17 protein-coding genes are annotated in these 23,693 nt (G+C 68.2%); 11 read left to right on the top strand and 6 right to left on the bottom strand.

Annotation, left to right across the window (positions count from 1 at the left end):
* Nucleotides 1-24 precede the first annotated feature (24 nt).
* Nucleotides 25-2,652: a serine hydrolase gene (locus ACQEVG_RS02440; RefSeq protein WP_432976247.1), complete on the bottom strand. Its 2,628-nt coding sequence runs from the start codon at nucleotides 2,650-2,652 to the stop codon at nucleotides 25-27.
* Nucleotides 2,653-2,873: 221 nt separating this feature from the next.
* Between ACQEVG_RS02440 and ACQEVG_RS02435 the strand changes: the two genes are divergently transcribed.
* The 3 genes from ACQEVG_RS02435 (at nucleotide 2,874) to ACQEVG_RS02425 (ending at nucleotide 5,189) form a co-directional block, all read left to right on the top strand.
* Nucleotides 2,874-3,608, top strand: a complete 735-nt coding sequence (locus ACQEVG_RS02435; RefSeq protein WP_432976244.1) for a GOLPH3/VPS74 family protein — start codon at nucleotides 2,874-2,876, stop codon at nucleotides 3,606-3,608.
* A 246-nt stretch (nucleotides 3,609-3,854) separates the two neighbouring features.
* Complete coding sequence (locus tag ACQEVG_RS02430) at nucleotides 3,855-4,712, top strand: helix-turn-helix domain-containing protein (protein ID WP_360867632.1); 858 nt, start codon at nucleotides 3,855-3,857, stop codon at nucleotides 4,710-4,712.
* 267 nt (nucleotides 4,713-4,979) lie between these two features.
* Nucleotides 4,980-5,189, top strand: a complete 210-nt coding sequence (locus tag ACQEVG_RS02425; RefSeq protein WP_360867635.1) for a DUF397 domain-containing protein — start codon at nucleotides 4,980-4,982, stop codon at nucleotides 5,187-5,189.
* 222 nt (nucleotides 5,190-5,411) lie between these two features.
* Here the strand turns inward: ACQEVG_RS02425 and ACQEVG_RS02420 are convergent, their stop codons facing one another.
* Complete coding sequence (locus tag ACQEVG_RS02420; RefSeq protein ID WP_432976240.1) at nucleotides 5,412-6,251, bottom strand: hypothetical protein; 840 nt, start codon at nucleotides 6,249-6,251, stop codon at nucleotides 5,412-5,414.
* Between the two features lie 265 nt (nucleotides 6,252-6,516).
* Here ACQEVG_RS02420 and ACQEVG_RS02415 point away from each other — a divergent pair, with 265 nt between their 5' ends.
* Together ACQEVG_RS02415 and ACQEVG_RS02410 are read left to right on the top strand one after the other, a co-directional pair.
* Entirely contained in the window at nucleotides 6,517-7,299 is a 783-nt protein-coding gene (locus ACQEVG_RS02415; protein WP_432976237.1) for an SDR family oxidoreductase, read from the top strand.
* Between the two features lie 226 nt (nucleotides 7,300-7,525).
* Nucleotides 7,526-9,124, top strand: a complete 1,599-nt coding sequence (locus ACQEVG_RS02410) for a sodium:solute symporter family protein (protein WP_432976234.1) — start codon at nucleotides 7,526-7,528, stop codon at nucleotides 9,122-9,124.
* 67 nt (nucleotides 9,125-9,191) lie between these two features.
* Here ACQEVG_RS02410 and ACQEVG_RS02405 read toward each other — a convergent pair whose 3' ends face one another.
* The 3 genes from ACQEVG_RS02405 to ACQEVG_RS02395 form a co-directional block, all read right to left on the bottom strand.
* Nucleotides 9,192-10,307, bottom strand: a complete 1,116-nt coding sequence (locus ACQEVG_RS02405) for an ADP-ribosylglycohydrolase family protein (RefSeq protein WP_432976231.1) — start codon at nucleotides 10,305-10,307, stop codon at nucleotides 9,192-9,194.
* Nucleotides 10,308-10,415: 108 nt separating this feature from the next.
* Entirely contained in the window at nucleotides 10,416-12,821 is a 2,406-nt protein-coding gene (locus ACQEVG_RS02400; protein ID WP_432976228.1) for a tetratricopeptide repeat protein, read from the bottom strand.
* A gap of 36 nt (nucleotides 12,822-12,857) precedes the next feature.
* Nucleotides 12,858-15,446, bottom strand: a complete 2,589-nt coding sequence (locus tag ACQEVG_RS02395; protein WP_432976225.1) for a bifunctional FO biosynthesis protein CofGH — start codon at nucleotides 15,444-15,446, stop codon at nucleotides 12,858-12,860.
* Between the two features lie 259 nt (nucleotides 15,447-15,705).
* Between ACQEVG_RS02395 and ACQEVG_RS02390 the strand changes: the two genes are divergently transcribed.
* Genes ACQEVG_RS02390 through ACQEVG_RS02375 form a run of 4 tightly spaced genes read left to right on the top strand, consistent with a single transcriptional unit; the run spans nucleotide 15,706 to nucleotide 21,969 of the window.
* Nucleotides 15,706-16,188 carry an SseB family protein gene (locus ACQEVG_RS02390; RefSeq protein ID WP_432976222.1) on the top strand — a complete coding sequence of 161 codons (483 nt, stop codon included), beginning with the start codon at nucleotides 15,706-15,708 and terminating at the stop codon, nucleotides 16,186-16,188.
* Nucleotides 16,185-16,832, top strand: a complete 648-nt coding sequence (locus ACQEVG_RS02385; protein ID WP_432976219.1) for a hypothetical protein — start codon at nucleotides 16,185-16,187, stop codon at nucleotides 16,830-16,832. Before ACQEVG_RS02390 ends, ACQEVG_RS02385 begins: the two co-directional genes overlap by 4 nt.
* On the top strand, nucleotides 16,832-21,541 hold the full coding sequence (locus ACQEVG_RS02380) for a putative T7SS-secreted protein (RefSeq protein WP_432976216.1): 4,710 nt from the start codon (nucleotides 16,832-16,834) through the stop codon (nucleotides 21,539-21,541). Before ACQEVG_RS02385 ends, ACQEVG_RS02380 begins: the two co-directional genes overlap by 1 nt.
* Nucleotides 21,541-21,969, top strand: a complete 429-nt coding sequence (locus ACQEVG_RS02375) for a hypothetical protein (protein WP_432976213.1) — start codon at nucleotides 21,541-21,543, stop codon at nucleotides 21,967-21,969. The genes ACQEVG_RS02380 and ACQEVG_RS02375 overlap by 1 nt, the downstream gene beginning before the upstream one ends.
* Here ACQEVG_RS02375 and ACQEVG_RS02370 read toward each other — a convergent pair.
* Nucleotides 21,966-22,394, bottom strand: a complete 429-nt coding sequence (locus ACQEVG_RS02370) for an ATP-binding protein (RefSeq protein WP_432976210.1) — start codon at nucleotides 22,392-22,394, stop codon at nucleotides 21,966-21,968. The two genes, ACQEVG_RS02375 and ACQEVG_RS02370, sit on opposite strands and share 4 nt — an antisense overlap.
* Before the next feature lie 123 nt (nucleotides 22,395-22,517).
* Between ACQEVG_RS02370 and ACQEVG_RS02365 the strand changes: the two genes are divergently transcribed.
* Nucleotides 22,518-23,372 carry a helix-turn-helix domain-containing protein gene (locus ACQEVG_RS02365; protein ID WP_432976207.1) on the top strand — a complete coding sequence of 285 codons (855 nt, stop codon included), beginning with the start codon at nucleotides 22,518-22,520 and terminating at the stop codon, nucleotides 23,370-23,372.
* The gene (locus ACQEVG_RS02360) at nucleotides 23,369-23,563 is read left to right on the top strand and encodes a DUF397 domain-containing protein (RefSeq protein ID WP_432976204.1); all 195 of its coding nucleotides are present in this window, start codon (nucleotides 23,369-23,371) and stop codon (nucleotides 23,561-23,563) included. Before ACQEVG_RS02365 ends, ACQEVG_RS02360 begins: the two co-directional genes overlap by 4 nt.
* Nucleotides 23,564-23,693: the final 130 nt, after the last annotated feature.

The raw sequence follows: 23,693 nt of genomic DNA, 5'->3' as shown, positions 1-23,693 counted from the left end.
CCGGGACGCCCGCGCCGTGCAGGCTCAGCCGAGCCGGGTCAGCTTGGCGCCGAATCCAGGTTCCGCCAGGTCCCGCTGGAGCGCTACCGGGGCGGTCACCTTGCCGGTGCCCGCGCCCACGGAGAGCTCGCCGACGACGGTGCCTGCCTTCGCGGAGTGCGGAACCTTCTCTGCTCCGTCCGTGAGCGCGATCGTGACGTCGAGACCGCCCCAGCCGACAGCCTTGAGGTCCTTCGTGGCGACGACGGCGGTGCGGCCGCCGAGGCCGTCGTCCACATAGCCGACGACATCGCCCTTCTTGACGACGGTCGCGGAGGTGACGCCCTTCTGGGCGGCCTTGATCATGGCGATGCTGTAGTCGATCGCCAGATTCAGCTTGTCGTCGAGAATGGTGGCCTTCTGGGCGCCCATGGCGACACCGACGATGCGGCGTACCTTGCCGTCGACCTCGACGTTGGCGGACCAGAGCAGATTGCCGCCGGCCGGGGTGGAGGAGCCGGTCTTGATGCCGCCCACTCCATCCACCAGCAGGGCCCTGTCGTTGTTGTTGCGGATCGTCCCGTCGATGCCGGGGATCGTCGTCAGCGTCGTGTCCACGATCTTCCGGAACACGTCGTTCTGCATGACCGCCTTGGCGAGCTTGAGCTGGTCCTGCGGGGTGGACACGGTGGTGGACTTCAGGCCGCTGGGGTCCGTGTAGGTGGAGTTGGTCATGCCGAGGTCCTTGGCGGCGTCGTTCATCTTCTTGACGAACTCGGCCTCGGACGTGGCGTCCCAGCGGGCGAGCAGGCGCGCGGCATTGTTGCTGGAGGGAATCATCAGCAACTGCAGCATCTGCTTCTCGGTGAACTGCTGGCCCAACGAGAAGTTCGCCCGCGACTCGTCCTTGTTGTTCGACTCGTCGGCCGCCTGCTGGTCGACGGTGATCTTCGGGCCGACTTCCTCCCCCTTGAGCGGGTGGTCCCGGAGGATCACGTACGCCGTCATCGTCTTCGCCACGCTCGCGAGCGGAGCGGGCTTCTGGGCGCCGTACGTGCCGATGCTGCCGACGCCCTCGACCTCGACGGCGCCCTGGCCCTCGTCCGGGAACGGCAGGCTGAGCTTCCCGCCCGTGAAGGTGAAGGTGGACGCGGCGGAGAGGTCGAGCTTGGGGTCGGGGAGCGGGCGCAGAACCTGTACGACCGCAAAGATGATCAGCAGCAGGAGAACGAGGGGCGTCCAGATCTTGACCCGCCGGATGACCGTGCGGACGGGGGTCTGGGGCGGGGGCGGAGTGTTGGTCAGCTCGGCGAGCAGATCGAGCGGCGGGAGCGGCGGCATGGGCTGCTGCTTGGTCCGCTCGGCCTCGGTGAGCGACGCGGGGGCCGCGGGGGCCGCGGGGGCGGCTTCGGGCTTGGCTTCGGGCTTGCTGGGGGTGGGTGTCGCTACGCCTTCGGCCCGCAGCGGTACGAAGGTGCTGCTCCGCCCGGCAGGGGCCTCGGGGCGGGATGCAGGGGGCAGCTTGAGGGCGGTCGTGGGATTGTCGACGGTGGGCCGTCGGGGGGTCTTGAAGACGGCGGTGGGCTGATCGACGGGCTTGTCCTTGGCGGACGGGGTGGGCTTTGCGTCTGCTTCCGGGGACGCGGAGGCGCTGTCCTTGGCCGCCCGGGTGGGCTTGGCGTCTGCGGACGCGGGGGCGCTGTCCTCGGCGGACGGCGGCGCGGCGGGGTTGGGCGCGTCGTCGGCTTCGTCGCGGTGCGCGGGCTCCGCTTCGGCGGAGGCCTCGTCCTTGGCCACCGCGGGAGCGTCCTCGCCGGGGGCCTTGTCGGCTTCCGCGTCTGCGTCTGCGCCCCCGTCGCCGGAGGTCTCGTCGGCCTCCTCGTCGGTGCCGGCGCCCGTCTCGCCCTCAGGCGCGGGCTCAACCTCGGAGGAGGCGTCTGCGTCTTCCTTGGCGTCGGACCCGCTCGGAGCGTCCTCGGCGTCAGGCGCCTCGGTGTCAGGCGCCTCTGGACCCTCGGAGCCTCCCGCTCCGGTCGCGGCGTCCGACGGGGCCGGAGCGGCCTCGTCAGGGGTCTCAGCGTCCGACGCAGCCGCGTCCGACGAGTCCTCCGCGTCAGGCGCGTCCGCGACCTCCGCATCCGGTGCAGCGGCACCTTCGGGCGCAACCTCCGACGCGTCGGCATCCTCAGCCGCGGCGTCAGGCGCCTCGGCGTCACGAGCCTCCGCGTCCGACGCACCCTCGACCGCCGAGTCCTCCGCGTCAGCCCCGCCCGTGTCCGTCGAGTCCGCCGAGTCGCCGGCGCCCGACGCAGCCGCGTCCGACGAGTCCCCGCCCGCGTCCGAAGAGTCCCCCGCAGCCGGCTCACCCGCAGCGTCGGGCTCCTCCGGCGTGGGCTTCGCGTCGGCGTCGCCGGGCGCGACCCACGCAGCCACCGCCGCACGCAGCCGAGCGTCGTTCTCCGCCGAGCCCGTCTCCGTGCCCGGCCCCGTGGCCGAAACCCGCTCCGCCGGAACCTTGAAGACCGCCGTCGGCTGGTCGGCCTTGGGCGGCGATGCCTGGCGAAACACGGCGAGCCGCGGGTCGCGTTCACCCGAAGTCGTCTCCCCCGACGACTTCCGCTGCTCCGACTTGTCGGGGGACTCGCCCGCCACCGTGCCTCCTCCATGAGTCATGCGCCATGCACCGTACGTACGTATCTACGCGACAACACGGGCGCCGTCACGCGACAGCCCGTGTTGTCCGAACCATCTATCAGTGTCCTGTGTGAGACCGCTGTCCCGGTGCCTAGACGAGAACGACATACCTGCCGGTTCCCATAGAAACCACCCAGGCGCTCTCGACAGACCAATGTGAGAGGGGTCACCCTGTCATTCATCCACGCGGGGAGGCATGGATGGGCAGGAGCCGCAGAACACTTCCGGAAGAGCTACTGCTGCTCGCTCTGGACCCGGCCACGGGTACCACAGCGCAGCCGCAGTCGCTCGACCTCGGCCTGGCCGGAGCCCAGCTAGTAGAGCTGGCCCTGGCAGGACGGATAGCCCCAGACGGGGATCGTATCGCCGTGGTGATGCCACGGCCGACCGGAGATCCGACACTGGACTCCGCACTGGAGCTGTTGCGCCGACGCGGCAGTCCGGTACGGGCAGTCCACTGGATTGGCGGGCCCCGACTGGGGTTGCGCCAGATTTACCTCTCGCATCTGGAGCGGTGCGGCATGGTGCATGCCGTGGCGGGCCAGATGTGCGGAGTGCTGCCGACGACTCGCTACCAGGCGACGGACACGGCGATAAGCCGGGACATCAGGGCCCGGCTGGACAGTGCGATCCGCACCGGCGTACCGCCGGACCCGCGGACCGCGGCGCTCGCCGCGCTGGCCCACGCGGTCGGACTCGGCAAGCACCTCTACCCCGGGAACGAAGGGCGTTCCTCGAGGTCCCGGCTGCGGGATCTCATCAGGCACGACCCGATGGGCGGACTCGTGGCGCACGCCGTGATGGACGTTCAGAACGGTGTGGCCGCTCAGCCCCGCCGCAATCCCACCGCAGTGAACGGCAGCCGACAGCCGGCAGCCGTGGCGGCCGCCATGCAGCCACGCCACGGAAGCATGGCCCGCGTCGCCGCGCACTGACGCAGCACCATCCGCACCAGCACCACCAGCAGCAACCGCAGAACCAGCACCACTCGCAGAACCGCCGCACCGACGTCCCCAAGGCCCGGTCCGGGAGCCGCACAGAACGCGCGGGGCAGCCTCACCGCTGCCCCGCGCGTTCGCGTATGTCGTCTGTGTAGCCATTTCGCAGCGGAGCCACGACCATTGGTGGCAGTCTGCTGAGCAGTAGATACTCTCAGCTACGCAGCCGGAGGTGCAGTTTCCGTGGCGTCCAACGTCAACCCCACCGTCAGGCGACGCCGATTGGGCCAGGAGCTGCGCCGGCTCCGCGAGCTCAAGGGCATGACGGCCGAAGAGGTGGCGGAGCGCCTGCTCGTCTCGCAGTCGAAGATCAGCCGCCTCGAGAACGGCCGTCGCTCCATCAGCCAGCGCGACGTCCGCGATCTGTGCGGGGTCTATGAGGTCGAGGACCACCGTATCGTCGATTCGCTGATGCAGATGGCCAAGGACTCCCGCCAGCAGGGCTGGTGGCACGCCTTCGGCGACATCCCGTACAGCGTCTACATCGGTCTGGAGACCGATGCCGCGAGCCTGCGGGTGTACGAACCCCAGGTCGTCCCCGGCCTGTTGCAGACCCAGCGCTATGCCGAGGCACTGATCGCCGGTGCGTTGCCCGAAAGCGGCAGCGCCGACGTAGAGAAACGGGTCAGCGTCCGGCTGCGCCGTCAGGAGCGGATCAAGGAGGCTGAACACCCGCTGCGGCTCTGGGCGGTGATCGACGAGGCGGCGCTGCACCGTCTCGTCGGCGACAAGCAGCTGATGCGCGAGCAGCTCGAGCATCTGGTGGAGTTGTCGCAATTGCCGCATGTCACCGTGCAGGTGCTGCCCTTCGACATGGGCGCCCATCCCGGCATTCTGGGCCAGTACGCGATCCTCGAGTTCCCGGACGCCTCCGACTCCAGCGTCGTCTACATCGAGGGCGTGACGAGCGATCTGTATCTGGAGAAGGCCAACGACGTGCAGAGGTACAGCGTCATGTACGAGCATCTGCGCGCCCAGGCCCTGAATGTGGACCAGACCAGGCAGTTCATCGCGGACATCGCCAAGGAGTACGCCCGCTGAGCGGCGCGCCGCCGGGCGGGCGGAACGGCCCGCGGAAGAGCCTGCGGAAAACCCAGCAAAAGGGCCCGCAGAAGGGTCCCCGGAAAGGTCCCGGCCGCGAGGGAGGCCGCACGGTACACCCGCGCCCCCTCGCGGCGGAAGACTCGTGTGGAATATGCCATCCGGTCGAGTGAACGCCCGTCTCAGGTGCCCAGGGTGACGAGTACCTTCGATCACGCCAGCAAGAACGTTGGCGCACATCACACCACTCGCCGAAGCGGAGCAGACATGGCAATCATTGAGGGTGCCACGGAATCCTGGACGAAATCCTCGTACTCCGGCGGAAACGGCGCTTGCGTAGAGGTCAAGTCCCCCGTCGTGGCGGCGATTGCCGTGCGGGACTCCAAGGTTCCCGCCGGCCCGTCGATCAAATTCGTTCCCCAGTCGTGGAACTCTTTCGTGAACGAAGTGGCGCAGGGCGCGTTCGATCTCGGCTGAACAATAAGCCGAAGAGCCCGCCAGGCAGTTCAGCGAAAAGCACCACGAACGAACGCAGCACAGAGCACCATTGAACAGCGCACCACCCACCGGAGCCCTCTCGACTGGTCCGCCGTCCCGGCCGAGGGGGCTCGGCCATGCCCCCACGGCCATCCCCCACCCGCTTCCGTCAGCCACCGTCCCGCCGCGGGATCCGCGCCCGTATCGGCGATCCGCGCCGTCTCAGCGCAGTTGATCGACGTAGCGGTCGGTTCCGGGAACCGTCGGGATGAAGGGAGCCACGAGCTCAACCCGCCCGAACCCCGATTCGACGACCGCTGCGTCGAGTCCGGCGAACGTAGACTCCCAGCGCTCCCTCGGGTCCTCCTCGAGGAACCACAGCAGCGTCAGCCGGGTGTCCACGCCCTCCACCTGCTTCACATAGCTCATCCGGTCGCCCGGCAGCGGCGTCGGTCTGAAGACGGTCACCATCGCCGCGCACGAGCCTGCCAGCCGCTTCGGCAGATGCCTCGTACGCAGCCACTCCAGCAGCTCCGCCCGCCGCTCGGGCCCCTCGGCGTCGATCACCTCGACCACCAGGCCCGCGTACGGATGGTCCAGCGCGTGGAAGTCGCGCGGGCCTGCCGCGCCGTCGCGGTAGACGGTCGCCTCGTGGTCCTGGAAGGCCGTGAACACATGCGTACGGTCCTGGTAGACGCGCCCGTCCCGGTTCAGTCGCTTGTTGATGCCGACGGTCCACTTCATATGGTCGGCGTAGCGGCCTTCGGTGATCCAGTACGTGGAGATGTAGCAGCCTGCCGTGACGGGCTGCGCCACCGCCGACTTCTCCGGGTAGCGCAGCTCCTGGAGGTCTCTGGTGGCGACCCAGCGCCGTCCCGCGTACATCCAGGGCATCGCCATCGCACCCGCGTAGTAGTGGTCGTCCTCGTACCAGCGGTTGTACGCGTACTCATGGCCGGGATGCGGTTCGACCATGGTGATCAGAGCGTGCCCGGGTCGCACGCCGTACGGCCCCACGCCCGCCAGTTCGGCGTACACCTCGCTGCGCGTGTCTTCTGTCATCCCTCCGGTGTATCTGATGATGCGTCAGTTGGGGAGGGGTGAGGACAACGGGAGGACAACCTTATTGAGCCCTCAATAGCTCTCCCGGCCGGCTGATCGGCTACCGGGGCGGCTGCACCGGAGTGTTCGGGCGCGGGCAGCAGATCGACGGCGAATGGTGGAGGCTGAACGGCGCGTACTGACGCCGGCCTTCCTTCCTCGGCACCCGGCCCGTACCCTGACGCACCGTCAGGTACGTGCCGGACCTGTGTCGAAGGAGCGCGCCATGCTGCTTCAGGGGAAGACCGTGATCGTCTCCGGCGTAGGGGCCGGACTCGGGCACCGGATCGCGGCGACGGTCGTACGGGACGGGGGCAACGCGGTCCTCGGTGCGCGCACCGAGGAGAACCTCGCCAAGTCGGCCGGCGAGATCGATCCGGACGGCTCGCGCACCGCGTACCGCGCCACCGACATCACCGACGAGGCGCAGTGCCAGGCACTGGCGGCGCTCGCGCTGGAGCGCTTCGGGCGGATCGACGCGGTGGCCCATGTCGCCGCCTGGGACAGCTACTTCGGGGGCTTGGCGGACGCGGACTTCGAGACCTGGCAGGGCGTCATCGATGTGAATCTGCTGGGCACACTGCGGATGACCCGGGCCTGTCTGCCGGCGCTGAAGGAGCGGGGCGGCTCGGTCGTCATCATCGGCACACAGTCGGCGGTGGCCGCGCCCTCGCAGGTGTGGCAGGCGGCGTACGCGGCGTCCAAGGGCGCGCTGACCTCGGCGATGTACTCGATGGCGCGAGAGCTCGGTCCGGACCGGATCCGGGTGAACACCGTGCTGCCCGGCTGGATGTGGGGGCCGCCCGTCCAGGCGTACGTCCGGTTCACCGCGCACACCGAGGGCGTACCGGAGAACGAGGTGCTCGGGCGGCTCACCGAGCGGATGGCGCTGCCCGAGCTGGCCACGGACGCGGATGTGGCGGAGGCCGTGACCTTTCTGGCCTCCGACCGGGCCCGGGCGATCACGGGTCAGTCGCTGTTGGTCAACGCCGGTGAACTGATGCGGTAGCGCCGGCGGTCCGGGCTCAACTCCCCAGTCTCCTCGGGCTTCTCCACGGCCGCACGGACAATCGCCCCGTGCGGCCCTTTTCCACCCTCGCGTTGACTACATATATGAATGGAGGTCAACAACTAGAACAATTTTACTCGCTCTTGACTCCTCGGATCGTTGTAGTGACCGCTTGCCTGGCCACACCATGAACGGCGTTCACAAGGCGGACCCCAGGAGGGGGCACATGAACAGTCTCGACTGGACCGTGCTCATCGGTTACTTCGGTGTGATGGTCGCGATCGGACTCTGGTCCCACAAGCGCGTCGACAACGTAAGCGACTTCTTCACCGCCGGCGGCAGGATGCCCTGGTGGCTGTCCGGCATCTCGCACCACATGTCCGGCTACAGCGCGGTGATGTTCACCGGCTATGCGGGCATCGCCTACAAGTACGGTGTCACGTCCTTCGTGACCTGGTCGCTCCCGATCGCCATCGGCATCTTCATCGGTGCGAAGCTCTTCGCCCCGCGGCTGAACCGGCTGCGCTCCAAGCTGCATGTCGCATCACCACTGGAGTATCTGAAGAACCGCTACAACCTGAAGACGCAGCAGGCCCTCGCCTGGTCCGGCGTGCTGCTGAAGATCGTGGACGTGGGCGCCAAGTGGGCCGCCATCGCCACCCTGCTGTCCGTCTTCACCGGCCTCTCGCTCAACCAGGGCATCCTGATCACCGGCGTCATCACCGGCGTCTACTGCACGATCGGCGGCCTGTGGGCGGACGCCCTGACCGAACTCGGGCAGTTCATCATCCAGCTCCTGGCCGGTCTCGCGATGCTGATCGCGGTCATGGGCAAGCTCGACGGCTTCAGCACCCTGTGGACGGTGTGGGACAAGCCGGAGCTGCAGGGCCACACGGACGCCACCGCCGGGCCGTACACCGTGACGTTCCTGCTCGCGTTCCTCTTCATCAAGACCTTCGAGTACAACGGCGGCATGTGGAACCAGGCGCAGCGCTATATGGCGACCGCCAACGCCCGCGAGGCCACCCGCTCGGCGCGGCTCTCCTCGATCCTGTGGTTCGTGTGGCCGCTGGTCCTCTTCTTCCCGATGTGGTGCGCCCCGCTGCTCGTCGAGGCGAAGAAGCCGGACGCCTCCGACTCGTACGCCCTGATGACCGAACAGCTGCTGCCGCACGGTCTGCTGGGCCTGGTCATCGTGGGCTTCTTCTCGCACACCATGGCCATGTGCTCCTCCGACGCCAACGCGATCGCCGCGGTCTTCACCCGGGACATCGCGCCGGTCCTCTCCAGGAAGGCGAGGGGCTGGTCGGAGCGGGTCGGTCTGATCGCCGCCCGGGTATCCACGATTTCCTTCCTGGCGCTGTCGATGGCGATCGCGACCCAGGTCAACTCGCCCACGTTCAAGGACATCATCACCGTCGTGATCAAGTGGGTGGCCGGACTGATGGGACCGATCGCGATCCCGTTCATGCTCGGCCTGCTGCGGCCGTTCCGTAAGTCGGGACCGACCGCGGCGCTCACCAGCTGGGCGGCCGGCCTGATCGCCTTCTTCTTCCTCAACTACGAGATCGACGGCACGGCCAGGACCGATGTGGCCCTGCAGTACCAGGTCTCCGTACCGCTGGCGATCTCGCTCCTGCTCTACATCCTGATCGGCGTCGTCAAGCCGGAGGACACCCCCGAGCGGGACGCGGTCATCGCCCGGATCAACTCGGACGACGACGGTCCGGGCGGGGCGGGGCTCGCCGCCGCGACCGTGCCGGCGCCTGCCGAGCCCGCGCCCGCGGAGGCGAAGGTGCTGGGCCGCGAGGGCGCGGACGGCTGAACCCTGTGCCCACACGAGGGCCCGGCTCCCCAGGGGTGGAGCCGGGCCCTCGTCGTCGTGCGCCGCGTCAGCTGCGCGGGTAGCGGGCCAGCCAGCCGGGAGAGGCGACCGTGGGGCCGTGCAGCGCCGGCCCCTGGGTCATCTCCATCGCGAAGTCGTCGGCGAGCTCCAGGATGGTCGGGCGGCCCTCCAGCTCGCAGAGCCAGGCGGGCGGCAGCGCCGTCTCGCCGTGCAGCGCGCCGAGCAGTGCGCCGGTGATGGCGCCGGTGGTCTCCGAAGGCCCGTCGTGGTTGACGGCAAGACGCAGGCCGTGCCGGATGTCCTCGCCGACGAGGGCGCAGTAGACGGCGATGCCGAGGGCGTCCTCGGCGTGATACCCCTCGCCGAGCGAGGCGATCCTGGCGGGGCTCGGAATGCCCTGGCGTACGGCGCCGAGCGCCTGCTTCAGGGCGTCCGTGACCGGCTGGTGCCCGGGGCGCGCGGCGAGCAGCGCGAGCGCCCGCTGCACGGAGCCGTCGAGCGTCTCACCGCGGGCAAGCCCGTGCACGATCACCGCGAAAGCGCCCGCCGAGAGATACGCGGTGGGATGGCCGTGCGTCTGGGCCGCGCACTCCACGGCCAGCTGGCACACCAGCTGCGGCTCCCAGCCCACCAGCAGCCCGAACGGCGCGGAGCGCACCAGCGCGCCCGCATCCCGCGCAGCGGGGTTCTTGGGCGCTTCGAGAGTGCCCATGGTCTCGTCGCCGAGCCCGATGAGGCAGGCCGGGGCGGGGTCGCGGCGGGTGTACAGCCATTCCTCACGGGCGAGCCAGCCGTTGTCCTTGCGGCGCTCGTCGGGACCCCAGTCGCGCTGGGTCGCGGCCCATCTCAGATAGGCGCGGTGCACATCGGTGGGCGGATGCCAGGCGCCGGTGTCCCGGCGGACCTGGGCGCGTATCAGCCCGTCGAGGGTGAAGAGGGTCAGCTGTGTGGCGGCGGTGACCGCGCCACGGCGCCCGTGCGCGGGCACGAGGTCGGCGAGACCGTCCGGGCCGTGGGCCGTGCGTATCTCCTCCATGGTGAGCGCCGCGACGCCGACGCCGAGCGCGTCGCCGATGGCGCCACCGAGCAGGGCGCCGCGCACGCGGGCACGGAAATCCTGCTGCTCGGCCCGGCCCCAGACGGCTGTGGCTCCTGCGCTCACCGCACGCCCTCCCTGGACGTCGAACGTATGCCTGGCGCAGCACTGTAATCGAACGTTGAGGACGGGGTCCTCCGTCGCCGGACCAGGGCCGGATCCGGCCCCGCCCGGCTACGAAGCAGGCGGGGGCGGTGCCAGACGTTCGCGATGGGCCGCCGCCCAGCTGTAGGAAGGGTTCAGGACAAGCGCCCGGTCGAGATCGGCCAGCGCCTCGGCCCGTCTGCCCAGCGCCTCGTTCGCCATCGCCCGGCTGCCCCAGGCCCAGGCATATCCGGGGTCCAGCACGAGCGCCCGGTCGTACTCGGCGACGGCCTCCTCGTACCGCTCTTCCTGCCGCAGGACCTCCCCCCGCTCCCCCACGATCCACGCGTTCCGAGGCGACAGCGTCCTCGCCCGCTCCAGATCCGTCCACGCCCCGCTCGTGTCCCCGAGCGACCGCCGCACCTGGGCGCGGCGCACCAGGGACCAGACATGGTCGGGCCGGATGTCCAGAGCGAGGTCGAGATCGGCGAGTGCCGCCGCGGACCGACCCAGCCTGTGCGCCGCCTGGCCCCGGCTCGCCAGCGACCACACATGACCGGGATCGTTGTCGAGTGCGCGGTCGAAGTCGGCGATCGCCTCCTCGGGGCGGCCCGCCAGCCGGTAGGTCTCGCCCCGGTGGAAGTAGGTCCGCACACCGTGCGGTCGCCGCTCGACGGCCCGGTCGTGATCCTCCAGCGCTTTCTCGTACTGGCCGAGTGCCCGGTGGACCAGCGCCCGGACGGAATACGCGCGCGGTTTGTCCGGGTCCAGCGTGATCGACCGGTCGAAGTCCGCGAAGGCCTCGTCGTATCTCCCCGCACCCCTGCGGGACTCGCCCCGCACCATGAAGGCGGCGGCACGCGCCTCGTCGTGGAGTTCGGTACGGGAGAGCAGCAGCCCGAGCAGTTTGTCCACGCCACGCTGCTCGTCCCGCAGCGCCGTCAGACAGTCCGCTCCCCAGTCGCGCAACCCGTCGTCCCCCGCGGCCTCGCCCGCCTCGGCGATCGCCTGGGCCCAGCGGCGGGCCGAATCGCCGCCCTTGTCGCACGCCCAGGCGCCGTCTGCCAGCGCTTCCGCAAGCTCGCGTCTCGGCTCCGCGCACAGCAGGTGGTACGTCTCCTCAAGGCGCTCCGCCCACCAGCGGTCGTCCTCCGACCGCTGGTCGCGACGCAGCCCGGCGCCTGCCGCCTCCCGCCGCCGGCCGTACGCCTCGGCCAGCCGGCCATGAGCCGCGCGCCACCGCTCCGGTGAGAGGGCACGCTGGAGTCGCAGCATCGGGGCGCGTACGACGTCGTGATACTGGGCCAGCCCACCGCGATCGCTCACGAACGGCAGCCCGCGCAGCCAGCCGAACAGCTCCGCCGCCTCCGCCGCCACGGCCGCCTTGAAGATGTCCTCGTTCAGCCGGCGCGGCAGTGCGCCGTCGAGGGCCGCCGAGCGGCGGACCGGGTCACGCTCCCACTTCAGAAAGCGCTCAACGGCGGTGGCGCTGGGGTCGTCCACACTGCCCGGCCGCCCGGCGTTCTCGGCGAGAGTCGAGACGAGGACCGGCAGCCGTCCGGAGAGCCTGAGCACGTCCCGTACCACCTCTTCGTCCACGACCCCTTTGGACGCGAGAAGCTGCCGGGCCTCGGCCTCGCTGAAGGGCGCGAGCGGGAGGTCGGTCACGAAGCCGGCGTAGTCCGCCCAGCAGTTGGGGTCGAGCGGGCCCTGCCCGGACAGGGTGACGACGACGTGCGCGGGAAGCGAGCCGTACCGCTCGGTGGTGATCAGATCGCGCAGCCAGGTGTCCAGAAAGGGCCCGGTGCGTTCGTATGTGTCGAAGAAGAGCGCGATCCACGGCGCCTGGGCCGCGACCCGTTCGATCTCGGCGACCAGGACGGGAGTGAGGACCCGGAGCGGGTCGAGGACCAGCCGCACATCCTCCAGCTTGCCGAAGCGCGCGCTGAGGACGGCCCGTACATGGTCGGCGCCACGGGCGAGTTGAGCCGGGTCGACGGCTCCGGCGAACGCGCCGACGCCCGGCACCATGCCGAGACCGATCAGCCCGGCCTGGGCCGCGGCGCGGGACCCTGCGGTGGGGCCCGTGGGCCCCGTGGGGCCCTGCTCGGGTTCTGCCGCCGACGCGGCCGACTCCGCCTCGTGCCTGCGCTGACGGTAGGTCGCGAGCAGCCGGTCCAGGGCCTTGAGCGCATGCCCCTGCTGGGCGAACTGCGCGCTCAGCGCCTCCATCGCCTCGGGCACGCTGTTCACGGACTCGTCGAGGCCGGCGGTCAGCGCCTGCCGCTCGCGCGCGCTCCGCACAAGTTCGCGTACGAGGGAGGACTTGCCGACGCCCGCGTTGCCGTGGATGTGGAAGATGAACCGGTGCCGCTCGTCCTCCGGCGGGATGTCGAAGTTCCCCTGGAACAAAGCGAGTTCATCGCGTCGACCGACGAACCCGGCGCGTCCGCGCCGCTGGATCAGCTCCTGCATCGACGGCTTCGGGGCACCCATGCGGGCCAGTCTGGCAGGCGACTTCGGGCCGCGCCGTCAGTCCGGCAGCACCGGCAGCAGCTCCGGGAGGTGTCCGTCCGACGCGGCCGCGGCCTGCTGCCGCTCCTCGGGAACCTCGCCGTACAGGGTCGTACGCGGCTTCGCCGGCCGACCTGCCGCCTCCGCGATGGCTACCAGGTCCTGCACCGAGCGGTACGAGCCGTAACTGGAGCCCGCCATACGGGAGATGGTCTCCTCCATCAGCGTGCCGCCGAGGTCGTTGGCACCGGAGCGGAGCATCTCGGCCGCGCCCTCCGCCCCCAGCTTCACCCAGCTGGTCTGGATGTTGGTGATGTGCGGGTGGAGAAGGATGCGGGCCATGGCGGTGACCGCACGGTTGTCGCGGGCGGTCGGCCCCGGGCGGGCGATGCCCGCGAGGTAGACGGGCGCATTGGTGTGGATGAAGGGCAGCGTCACGAACTCGGTGAACCCGCCGGTCTCCTGCTGGATCCGGGCCAGCGTCCGGAAGTGGCCGAGCCAGTGGCGGGGCTGGTCCACATGCCCGTACATCATCGTCGAGCTCGACCGGATGCCGAGCTCGTGCGCGGTCTTGACGACCTCGATCCAGGTGGCGGTGGGCAGCTTGCCCTTGGTGAGGATCCAGCGGACTTCGTCGTCGAGGATCTCGGCGGCCGTGCCGGGGATGGAGTCGAGCCCGGCTTCCTTGGCTGCGGTGAGCCACTCGCGGATCGAAAGCCCGGTGCGGGTCGCACCGTTGACGACCTCCATGGGCGAGAAGGCGTGCACATGCATGCCGGGGACGCGCTTCTTCACGGCGCGCGCGATGTCGAAGTAGGCGGTGCCGGGCAGATCGGGGTGGATGCCGCCCTGCATGCAGACCTCGACCGCACCGACGTCCCAGGCCTGCGCGGCCCGGTCCGCGACCTGATCGAGGGAGAGGGTGTACGCGTCGGCGTCCGTACGCCGCTGGGCGAAGGCGCAGAAGCGGCAGCCGGTGTAGCAGACGTTGGTGAAGTTGATGTTGCGCGTGACGACGTACGTGACGTCGTCGCCGACCACCGTTTTACGCAGGTCGTCCGCGATGCGGGTGAGCGCGTCCAGCGCAGGCCCGTCCGCGTGGAGGAGGGCGAGGGCTTCGTCGTCGGTGAGCCTCGTCGGATCATCCGCGGCCTGCTTGAGAGCCTGCCGTACGTCGGTCTCGATCCGGGAAGGCACCATGCCGGGCTGGGCGGCCTCGCGCAGGGCCTCCCAGTCGCCGTAGACCTCGTCGAAGTCGTCGCGCCGGTCGGAGGTGCGGCCGGTGGTGTCGATGGTCACGTGCAGATCGGTACGACCGGCGGCGGTGAACCCTTCGTCGGGCTCCTGCCAGGGCAGGCCTTCGGGCTTCACATCGCGTGCCAGTCCGGTGCCGGCGTCAGCCAGCGCACGCACATGCGGCAGCAGCCGGGGATCCAGCCAGGGCTCGCCGCGCTGTACGAACTCCGGGTAGACGCAGAGGCGTTCCTCAAGACGGAAGCCTGCCGCCGCGGACTGCTCGGCGAGCTCGTCGATCTGCGGCCAGGGCCGCTCGGGGTTCACATGATCGGGCGTGAGGGGCGAGACCCCGCCCCAGTCGTCGATCCCGGCCCCGATGAGCCGCGCGTACTCGCCCGCGACCAGGTTCGGCGGAGCCTGCAAGCAGGCGGAGGGCCCCATGATGTGCCGCGCGACGGCGACGGTGGCGACCAGCTCGTCCAGCTCGGCGTCGGGCATGCCGCGCATCGCCGTGTCCGGCTTGGCGCGGAAGTTCTGCATGATCAGTTCCTGGATCCCGTGGTACGCCCGGGAGATGCGCCGCAGCGCGAACAGCGAATCCGCGCGCTCCTCATACGTCTCGCCGATCCCGATCAGCAGGCCGGAGGTGAAGGGCACGGAGGAGCGCCCCGCGTCCTCGAGCACCCTGAGCCTGACGGCCGGCTCCTTGTCCGGCGACCCGTAGTGCGGACCGCCGGGCTCGCTCCACAGGCGGGTCGCCGTGGTCTCCAGCATCATGCCCATGGACGGGGCCACCGGCTTGAGCCGCTGGAAGTCGGTCCAGGTCATGACACCGGGGTTGAGATGCGGCAGCAGCCCGGTCTCCTCCAGGATGCGGATCGCGATGGCCCGTACGTACGCGATGGTGTCGTCGTACCCGTGCGCGTCCAGCCACTCCCGCGCCTCGGGCCAGCGGTCCTCCGGCTTGTCGCCGAGCGTGATGAGCGCTTCCTTGCAGCCGAGCGCGGCCCCGCGGCGGGCGATGTCCAGGACCTCGTCCGGCGACATGAACATCCCGTGCCCGGCGCGCCGCAGCTTGCCGGGAACGGTGACGAAGGTGCAGTAGTGGCACTTGTCACGGCAGAGCCGGGTGAGGGGGATGAAGACGCTCTTCGAGTACGTGATGACACCGGGGCGCCCGGCGGCCTCCAGCCCGGCATCCCGCACACGCGCGGCGGACAAGGTGAGGTCTTCGAGATCGTCACCCCGCGCCTGGAGCAGCACGGCGGCCTCGGTGACATCCAGCGCCACCCCGTCCCTGGCGCGCTTGAGAGCACGGCGCATGGCGTTCTCGGTGGGGCGACCGGGCCGTTCGTGCTGGTGATCCGTCATGGATCGAGCATACGAGCGCGGGGGGCGGGGAAATAGCTGGCCTCGGGGCTGAGGGGCACAGCCGAGGGCCGGTCCCCTGAGTACCTGCGCCCAGGCATGCTGGGCACAAGCACGCATGTCCGGGCCGGGGGCCGGGACTGATGTCACAGCCGTCACCATGGTCACTGGACGATGCTTCGGCAAGCGTTGGTGATATCCCACGGTTTGATCGCTTTGATTCCATTGCATTCGAAAACTGGTTCGTGGCAGCATGCGGTGCATGAGCAGCAACGGGGATGGCATACCGGGGCCCGAACAGCCTCTGAGACTAACCGATTTGGCCGATTCGGTACCTGATTCAACTGCTGTGGGAACAGCGCCGACGGTTCCCGCCGAGGATCAACTCGCTGTGGCTCGCAAAGAGTTTGCAGTGTTGCTCGGGGAATTCCGGCGCACCGCCGTGCTGGTACCGATCGACCCGCACGGGAGCCTGTGGACCGCGGACCAGGGCGGGGTTCGCTGGATCTGTGCCTTCTCGGACGAAGAGGCGCTCGCACAGTTTGCACGTGCGCAGGGGGATGCCGAGCGGGAGTGGACGTATCAGACCATCCTGGGCGCGCGGCTGCTGGATGTGATGGTGCCGATGCTGCACATGCCGGCCGGGGTGGCGCTCGACGCGGGCAGTGACGAAGGCATGTTGTTCCCGCCGGTCCAGGGCATCGTGCCGGACGCGGCGGCGGTAGATCTCGGGGGGACGGAATGAGCGGAAGCGATCCTGATCTCGCGGCGCCGGAAGCGGCGCTGGCCGAGATCGCGAAGGGCATCAACTTGGCGCATGCCGAGTTGAAGGACCTCGGGATGATCGGTGAGGCGTCGACAGGGCGAGGCTTCTCGGATCTTGCGTTGTCGGGGATGGAGTTGGGGCACAGCGGGCTGACAGCGGAGTTCCAGACGTTCTGTGATCGCTGGGAGTGGGGCGTACGGGCGCTGACCTTGCGCGGGAATGCCTTTGCGCAGGGGGTGGGTCTGTCGGCCGGCTCGTTCGCCGAGCAGGAGCAGTACATCAAGGACTCGATCAAGATCGGTGTGAACTCGGTGAACGGGAACCCGCACTTGAGCGAGGACGACGTCAAGGCGATGAGCTGGGACAAGATCAGCACCCAGTCCGCCTTCGACGGTGCGGACTGGAGCGCCGAGTCCTTCTCCGAGGCCCAGAAAGAGGTCAACCAGACCTGGAAGAACACCGGGTACGACGTGATGGACGCGCAGATGGACTCGATGGAGCGCTCGGGCCTGATCGACCCGAAGATTCGTGACGCGATGGACAAGGAGATGCGCGAGACGTTCGACCCGGACCAACAGACGATCGATCAGGCTGAGCAGCCGCGGTGGGGGGAGCACGGCTGATGCCGGACTGGGGAGGGTGGGTCGACAAGGGCGTTGATTTTGTCGACAAGGGGATCGACAAGGCCAAGGAGAAGGTCGGCGAGGGTGTCGACTGGGCAACGGACAAGGTCGGTGACGGTCTTGACCACATGGGCCAGCACAAGCTGGCGGACGTGGTCGAGGACTGGGGCGACGAGACCGCCTCATCGCTGGGAGCGGAAGTCGGTGAGCAGCAGCTCGGCCAAACCGAGGAAGCGAATGAGCTGATCCACGGCAACCCCGGGAAGATCGCCGAGTCGGTGAAGAACCTGCGGGACTTCCAGTTGGCGTTCGACCTGGTTGGCGCCGGGATGAAGAGACTCGACTCCAGCAACTGGAAGGGTGAGGCGGCCGACACCTTCCGGGAGAAGTTCCAGACACTGCCCACCGACTGGCTGCACGCGGCCGATGCCTTTGAGGACGCCGCCAAGGCTCTCGAGACGTACTCCAAGGCGATCACCGGCGCGCAGGGCAAGGCAAAGGAAGCGATCGCCCTGTATAAGGAGGGCGACGAGGACTCCAAGAAGGCCGTGGACGCGCACAACAAGAAGGTCGACGCCTACAACGCCGCACGCAACGGCGACAACCCGCTGCCCAAGCCCGATGAGTTCTCCGACCCGGGCACGGCCAAACGCGAGCGGGCGCAGGAAATCCTCAAAGAGGCCCGCAGCCACCGCAACGAAGCCGCCGAGACTGCGAAGACAGCCGTCACCGCGGCGATGGCGCACGCCCCCAAGGAACCCACCGGCCGCAAAAAGCTCGAGCTCGAGCTCATGGACTACAGCCTGGGCCAGAGCTTCGAGCTCGCGCACTTCGGCGGCGGCATCGTCAAGGGCACGGCGGGACTGCTCAACTTCGTCCGCACGGTCAACCCGATCGACCCGTACAACCTGACCCACCCGGCCGAGTACTACAAGGGCCTCAACATGACGCTCGCCGGGCTGGCGTCCACAGCCGCCAACCCGGACCGCGCGCTGAAGAACGCGTGGGATGCGGCGAAGGGCGACCCGTCCGAGTTCCTAGGAAGACTGGTCCCCGAGCTCGTCGGCTCAAAGGGCGCGGGGCTTGTGCGGGGCGGTATCCGCGCCGGGATGAGGAACGGCGTCAAGCACGGACTCGAAGAGGGCGCCGAATCGGCCGCTCGTAGAGGCGTTGAGGATCCTGCCAAGCCTTCACGTCCTCAGGAGGCGGTGGAGAGCAAGGGCACCGACCCGGTCGACCTCGCCACCGGCACCATGTATCTCCCTCAGACGGACATCACTCTGCCCGGTGTGCTTCCGCTGGCCTTCCGCCGCCGCGTGGCCTCGGACTACCGGGCGGGCCGCTGGTTCGGACCGTCCTGGTCGTCCACCGCAGACCAGCATCTGGAGATCGATTCCGAAGGCGTCGTCTTCGTGTGTGAGGACGGCCTTCTGCTGGCGTACCCGCATCCCGCTCCCGGGGTCCCGGTCCTGCCCAGCCACGGCCCGCGCTGGCTCCTGGACCGCGACACCGACGGGGACTACACGGTCACCGACCCGGACACCGGTCGGGTTTGGCACTTCACCACACGCAGCGCGGATGTTGCACTACTGGCTCAGATCGACGACCGCAACGGCAACTGGATCACCTTCGAGTACGACGAGACGGGCACGCCGACCGGAATCGTGCACCACGGTGGCTACCACCTGAAGCTCACCACCGACCAGGGCCGGATCACCGCCCTCCACCTGGCCGGCGCGGCACCGGACAGCACCGACCAGGAGATCCTGCGCTACGGCTACACCGACGGTCACCTCACCGAGGTCATCAACTCCTCGGGTCTGCCTCTCCAGTTCGCGTACGACGGGCGAGGGCGCGTCACGTCCTGGACTGACACGAACGGCAGCCGCTACGAGTACACCTACGACGACCACGACCGGTGCATAGCCGAAGGCGGCACCGAGGGCCACATGGCTCTGCGGCTGGACTATGACGGCACCGACCCCGAAACCGGTCTGCGCGTCACCACCACAACCACCAGCAGCGGAGCGGTCCACCGCTATCTGATCAACGACACCTATCAAGTCGTCGCGGAGATCAACCCATTGGGGGCGGTCACCCGCTACGAGCGCGACCGGTACAACCGGTTGCTGTCCCTGACAGACCCTCTCAGCCACACCATACGCTTTGAGTACGACGAGTCGGGCCGTCCGAGGACGATCGTCCGTCCTGACGGGCGAGAGTTGCACGCCGATTACAACGAACTTGGCCTCCCGGTACACGTCACCAACCCGGACCGGACGTCAGTGCGTCAGGAGTACGACGAGCGGGGCAACCGCGTCACGGTCATCGACCCGTCCGGGGCAACCACGCGCTACACCTACGACGAGCGCGGGCACGCGACTTCGGTCACCGATGCCCTGGGCAACACCACCCACATCCGCAGCAACGCCGCCGGCCTCCCGGTTGAGATCACTGACCCTCTGGGCGCGGTCACCCGCATCGACCGGGACGGGTTCGGACGCCCTGTCGCCCTGACCGACCCGCTCGGCAACACAACTCGTCTGGAATGGACACCGGAGAGTAAGCCGGCCCGCCGCATCGAAGCAGACGGCACCGAGCAGTCGTGGGCATACGACGGCGAGGGTAATTGCGTTGCACACACCGATGCCATGGGCGCTGTTTCCCGCTTCGAGTACACCCACTTCGACCTCATGACCGCCCGGACCGGTCCCGACGGAGTGCGCCACGAGTTCCAGCACGACACTGAGCTGCGTCTGACTCAGGTGCTCAACCCTCAGGGCTTGACCTGGACGTACGAGTACGACGTCGCAGGCCGTCTCACATCGGAAACCGACTTCGACAGCCGCGCCCTCACCTACACGCATGACGAGGCGGGCCGCCTCACAGCCCGCACAGACGCCGTGGGCCAAACCGTCCGCTACGAACGCGACGACCTCGATCGCATCGTCTCCAAGGATGCAGACGGCACTGTCACCACGTACGCGTACGACCTCTCGGACCAGCTCTCCGAGGCAATCGGCCCGGACACCAGGATCACCCGCCTTCGCGACCGCTTCGGCCGCCTCAAGTCCGAAACGGTGAACGGCCGCACTGTCACTTACGACCACGACGTGCTGGGGCGCCGAACAGGCAGAACGACGCCGTCAGGCGCGCTGAGCTCTTGGACGTACGACGCGGCAGGCCGACGGGCCACCCTGACCACCTCAGGTCGAACGCTGAGCTTCGACCGCGACGCGGCAGGCCACGAACTCGCCCGCCACATTGGCGAGACAGTCACCCTGGAGTCCAGCTTCGACACACTGGGGCGCCTGACTGGCCAGCACGTCGCCGGCGCAGACCGGAGCATCCAGCGCCGCGCCTACACGTACCGGGCCGACGGCAACCTCATCAGCATCGACGACCAACTCGCTGGCAGCCGCCACTTCGACCTGGACGCAGCCGGGCGGGTCACAGCCGTCCACGCGACCGGCTGGACCGAGCGATACGCATACGACGAGGCTGGCAACCAGACCGAAGCAACCTGGCCCACATCCCATCCGGGCCAAGAAGCCACAGGCCCGCGCAGATACAGCGGGACCACAATTTCCCGAGCGGGCAACGTTCGCTACGAACACGACGAGCTGGGCCGCATCACACTGCGTCAGAAGACGCGTCTCTCCCGCAAGCCGGACACGTGGCGATACGAATGGGATGCCGAGGATCACCTCATTGCGGTCACCACACCTGACGGCAACCGCTGGCAGTACCTATACGACCCCTGCGGCCGCCGCGTCGCCAAGCACCGGCTGGCTGATGACGGGGAAACGATCCTCGAGCAGATCGAATTCGTCTGGGACGGCACGATCCTCTGCGAACAGACCACCACGTCAGCCGAGCTTCCGAACCCTGTCACCCTCACCTGGGATCACGAAGGCTTGCGCCCCATCAGCCAGATGGAACGCATCACGGCCGCCAATGCTCCACAAGTGGAGATAGACCAGCGCTTCTTCAGCATCATCAGCGACCTGATCGGCACCCCGAACGAACTAATCGACGAACAAGGCGACATAGTCTGGCGCGCCCGCGCCACCCTATGGGGCAACACGACCTGGGCGATCTCAAGCACGGCGTACACCCCGCTCCGCTTTCCAGGCCAGTACTTCGACCCCGAAACCGGTCTCCACTACAACTTTCACCGCCACTACGACTCCGAATCGGGCCGATATCTCACCGCAGACCCCCTCGGCCTGACCCCCGCGCCAAACCCGGCTACCTATGTACAAAATCCTCACACTTGGTCTGACCACCTCGGCCTGGCCCCCGACTATCACGAATTTCACACGGTCCAGGATCGCGCGAACGCCGAACGTTTGCGCGGGGACGGCACTCCGTGGCCCACCGAAGACATTCGCGGACAGTACGGTGAGGGTGTTTACTCCTGGGGGTCAGCAGACGAAGCCGTGCGCTACGCGGAGCGCCTGCGCACTCGCGGCGCAGATGTTGAGATCCTTAAGTTCAAGGTCTCAGCGAGCGACTTCGAGGCCATGCGCAAGGCGGATGTCATCAAGATGACCCCAGACGAAGCAGAAGCCTTTGTCGATAAGTACAGTCGCCTCTACGGGGATGGAGCACCGCACAATTTTGACTATGTCCGAGGACCCACAGGCATGGGGGATGAGCATTACTTCAACAAGGCAATATTCCATCTACTGAAATTCGGCGACTGATGGAAAGAACGATCAGAACTTTCAAGTATCGCTTGCGCAGCCCGATCGGAGGGCTGGCGGCAGACCTGTCAGCCACTGCACGCCTATCGCTTCCCAGGGAGCGCGGTATCCAAATTTACCGCAGAGTTTGGCTCACCCTCCCACCGGACGGAATGCACTGGAGAGATGCCGCTTGGCTTTGCTTCGGAATCTCACTCCATTCCGAAAACCTCACCCTCAAGATTCCCGATGGACTAACCGTAGAAGTCGCCGCCTTGAAATTTCCGTTGAGCGACTACTCTTCCGAAGTGGCGGCGCTGGCAATGGATGGCTGGCTTCGGGAAGAGTTCGACCTGCCAGATGTCGGAGTCAGCGCGAAATTCACTGGAGGGGAGATGCCATATTCATTTCACTGGGGAGGGGTTGATGAGCCCTTCTCCTGCGGCTAGTCCGTAGGCTGTTGCAGCAGGCACTCAGCCCAGACCGTCTTGCCGATGATGCGGTCGGCCATACCCCAAGTCGTCGCGAGGGCATCGACCATGAGCAGGCCGCGGCCCGTCTGCGAGTCGGCGGCCGGTGACCTCGGGGTCGGTTCGCTGTCCGCGCGGGCATCCGAGACCTCGATGCGGAGCGTCGTCGGGGTGAGCACCAGGCGGAGTTCGAAGTCGCGGCCGGGGACACGGCCGTGCGTGACCGCGTTCGCCGCGAGTTCCGCGATGATCTGCGCCGCGGAGTCGGAGAGGTCGCTGCCGTACGGGACACCCCAACCGTCGAGTTGATGGACGGCCACGTGGCGGGCGAGGCGGGCGCCCCGGCGGGTAGCCGTGAAGCGCTGGGTGAACTCGGTCGTGGGGGTGGTGGTTTCTGCTTTCACGTCACTGAGCGTGGCCGGTTCGCCGTACCCTGACCAGGACTGTTTTCGCGACTCTGGGTAACTGTACGGGTACGGACGGCGTGCTGTACGGAATGTCGGCCGTGCCCGAGAAAGCGGTACGGCATGACGGAAGAGCGGCCGGAGCGGCCAGCTGAAGTGGACGGCACGGCGCATCTCTTCAGGGCTCTCGGCAAGCAGATCAAGGTCCTGCGGGAGCAGGCCGGGCTGAGCCAGCGGGAGTTGGGAGTCGCCGCGCACTGCGGTGAGGATCTGATCTCGGCGATCGAGCGGGGTGTACGGACGCCACAGCCCGACTTTCTTGAGCGGGTGGATGAGTTGCTGGCCGCCCGGGGTGTGCTCAAAGCCGCGGTGGAGGACGTACGGGAGGCTCAGTCGAAGGCACGGACTCGGCATCCGGACTGGTTCCGGGACTATGCGCGGGCTGAGGCGGAGGCCGTTGCGCTGCTCGACTACAGCAATCAGGCCATTCCGGGTCTGCTTCAGACCAAGGACTACGCACGCGCGATCTTCACCCAACGACGGCCCTTGCTAGACGAGGAGACCATCGAGAAGCGAGTGACCGACCGACTGGCCCGGCAGCAGATTTTCGAACGCTGGCCCGCTCCGACCTTCAGCTATGTACTCGAAGAGGTCGTGTTGCAACGGCCTATCGGTGGACGGACGGTCCATGCAGCGCAGTTGCGTCGACTGCTGCACACTGGACGAATGCGGACCGTAGAGCTTCAGGTCATGCCCACTGATCGCGAGGAACATCCCAGCATGGGAGGCTCGTTCATCCTGCTGACTCCCAAGGGGCGGCAGCAGGTGGCATATACAGAAATCTACGGGCACCCCCGACTGATCACCGAACCGGAGGAAGTCCGGGTCTTCATCGATCGCTATGGGATCATCCGAGCGCAGGCTCTCAGCCCACGGGAGTCGCTGGCCCTGATCGAAAAGATGCTTGGAGAGCTATGAACACCGGGCAGCTCCACTGGTTCAAGAGCAGCTACAGCGACGGCGAAGGCGGTGCCTGCATTGAGGTCGCCACCTGCCCCGCCGTCATCCGCGTCCGCGACTCCAAAGTCACCGACGGCCACCAGCTCGCCGTCACCCCCGGCGCCTGGTCCGCCTTCGTGTCGTACACCGGGCTCCTCCCTCTGGACTAGCCCCGCGCGTGTCTCCCTGGCCCGCCCCCGCCCCCTCGTCAGGCTCGGGCCGCATGAAGACGCCACGACTGATCATCCTCGCCGCCCTCTCCGCCGCCCTGCTTCCGACGGGCGGCCCGCGGACCGTGCA

It is taken from the genome of Streptomyces sp. CA-135486 (genome assembly GCF_050936555.1).
Lineage (GTDB): Bacteria > Actinomycetota > Actinomycetes > Streptomycetales > Streptomycetaceae > Streptomyces.
This window is presented reverse-complemented; position numbering and strand designations above follow the sequence as displayed.

What these genes read in the sequence shown, in the direction of transcription:
- ACQEVG_RS02440 (WP_432976247.1), bottom strand. Translation starts at nt 2,652, where the DNA reads ATGACTCATGGAGGAGGCACGGTGGCGGGCGAGTCCCCCGACAAGTCG.
- ACQEVG_RS02435 (WP_432976244.1), top strand. Translation starts at nt 2,874, where the DNA reads ATGGGCAGGAGCCGCAGAACACTTCCGGAAGAGCTACTGCTGCTCGCT.
- ACQEVG_RS02425 (WP_360867635.1), top strand. Translation starts at nt 4,980, where the DNA reads ATGGCAATCATTGAGGGTGCCACGGAATCCTGGACGAAATCCTCGTAC.
- ACQEVG_RS02420 (WP_432976240.1), bottom strand. Translation starts at nt 6,251, where the DNA reads ATGACAGAAGACACGCGCAGCGAGGTGTACGCCGAACTGGCGGGCGTG.
- ACQEVG_RS02415 (WP_432976237.1), top strand. Translation starts at nt 6,517, where the DNA reads ATGCTGCTTCAGGGGAAGACCGTGATCGTCTCCGGCGTAGGGGCCGGA.
- ACQEVG_RS02410 (WP_432976234.1), top strand. Translation starts at nt 7,526, where the DNA reads ATGAACAGTCTCGACTGGACCGTGCTCATCGGTTACTTCGGTGTGATG.
- ACQEVG_RS02400 (WP_432976228.1), bottom strand. Translation starts at nt 12,821, where the DNA reads ATGGGTGCCCCGAAGCCGTCGATGCAGGAGCTGATCCAGCGGCGCGGA.
- ACQEVG_RS02395 (WP_432976225.1), bottom strand. Translation starts at nt 15,446, where the DNA reads ATGACGGATCACCAGCACGAACGGCCCGGTCGCCCCACCGAGAACGCC.
- ACQEVG_RS02390 (WP_432976222.1), top strand. Translation starts at nt 15,706, where the DNA reads ATGAGCAGCAACGGGGATGGCATACCGGGGCCCGAACAGCCTCTGAGA.
- ACQEVG_RS02385 (WP_432976219.1), top strand. Translation starts at nt 16,185, where the DNA reads ATGAGCGGAAGCGATCCTGATCTCGCGGCGCCGGAAGCGGCGCTGGCC.
- ACQEVG_RS02380 (WP_432976216.1), top strand. Translation starts at nt 16,832, where the DNA reads ATGCCGGACTGGGGAGGGTGGGTCGACAAGGGCGTTGATTTTGTCGAC.
- ACQEVG_RS02375 (WP_432976213.1), top strand. Translation starts at nt 21,541, where the DNA reads ATGGAAAGAACGATCAGAACTTTCAAGTATCGCTTGCGCAGCCCGATC.
- ACQEVG_RS02365 (WP_432976207.1), top strand. Translation starts at nt 22,518, where the DNA reads ATGACGGAAGAGCGGCCGGAGCGGCCAGCTGAAGTGGACGGCACGGCG.
- ACQEVG_RS02360 (WP_432976204.1), top strand. Translation starts at nt 23,369, where the DNA reads ATGAACACCGGGCAGCTCCACTGGTTCAAGAGCAGCTACAGCGACGGC.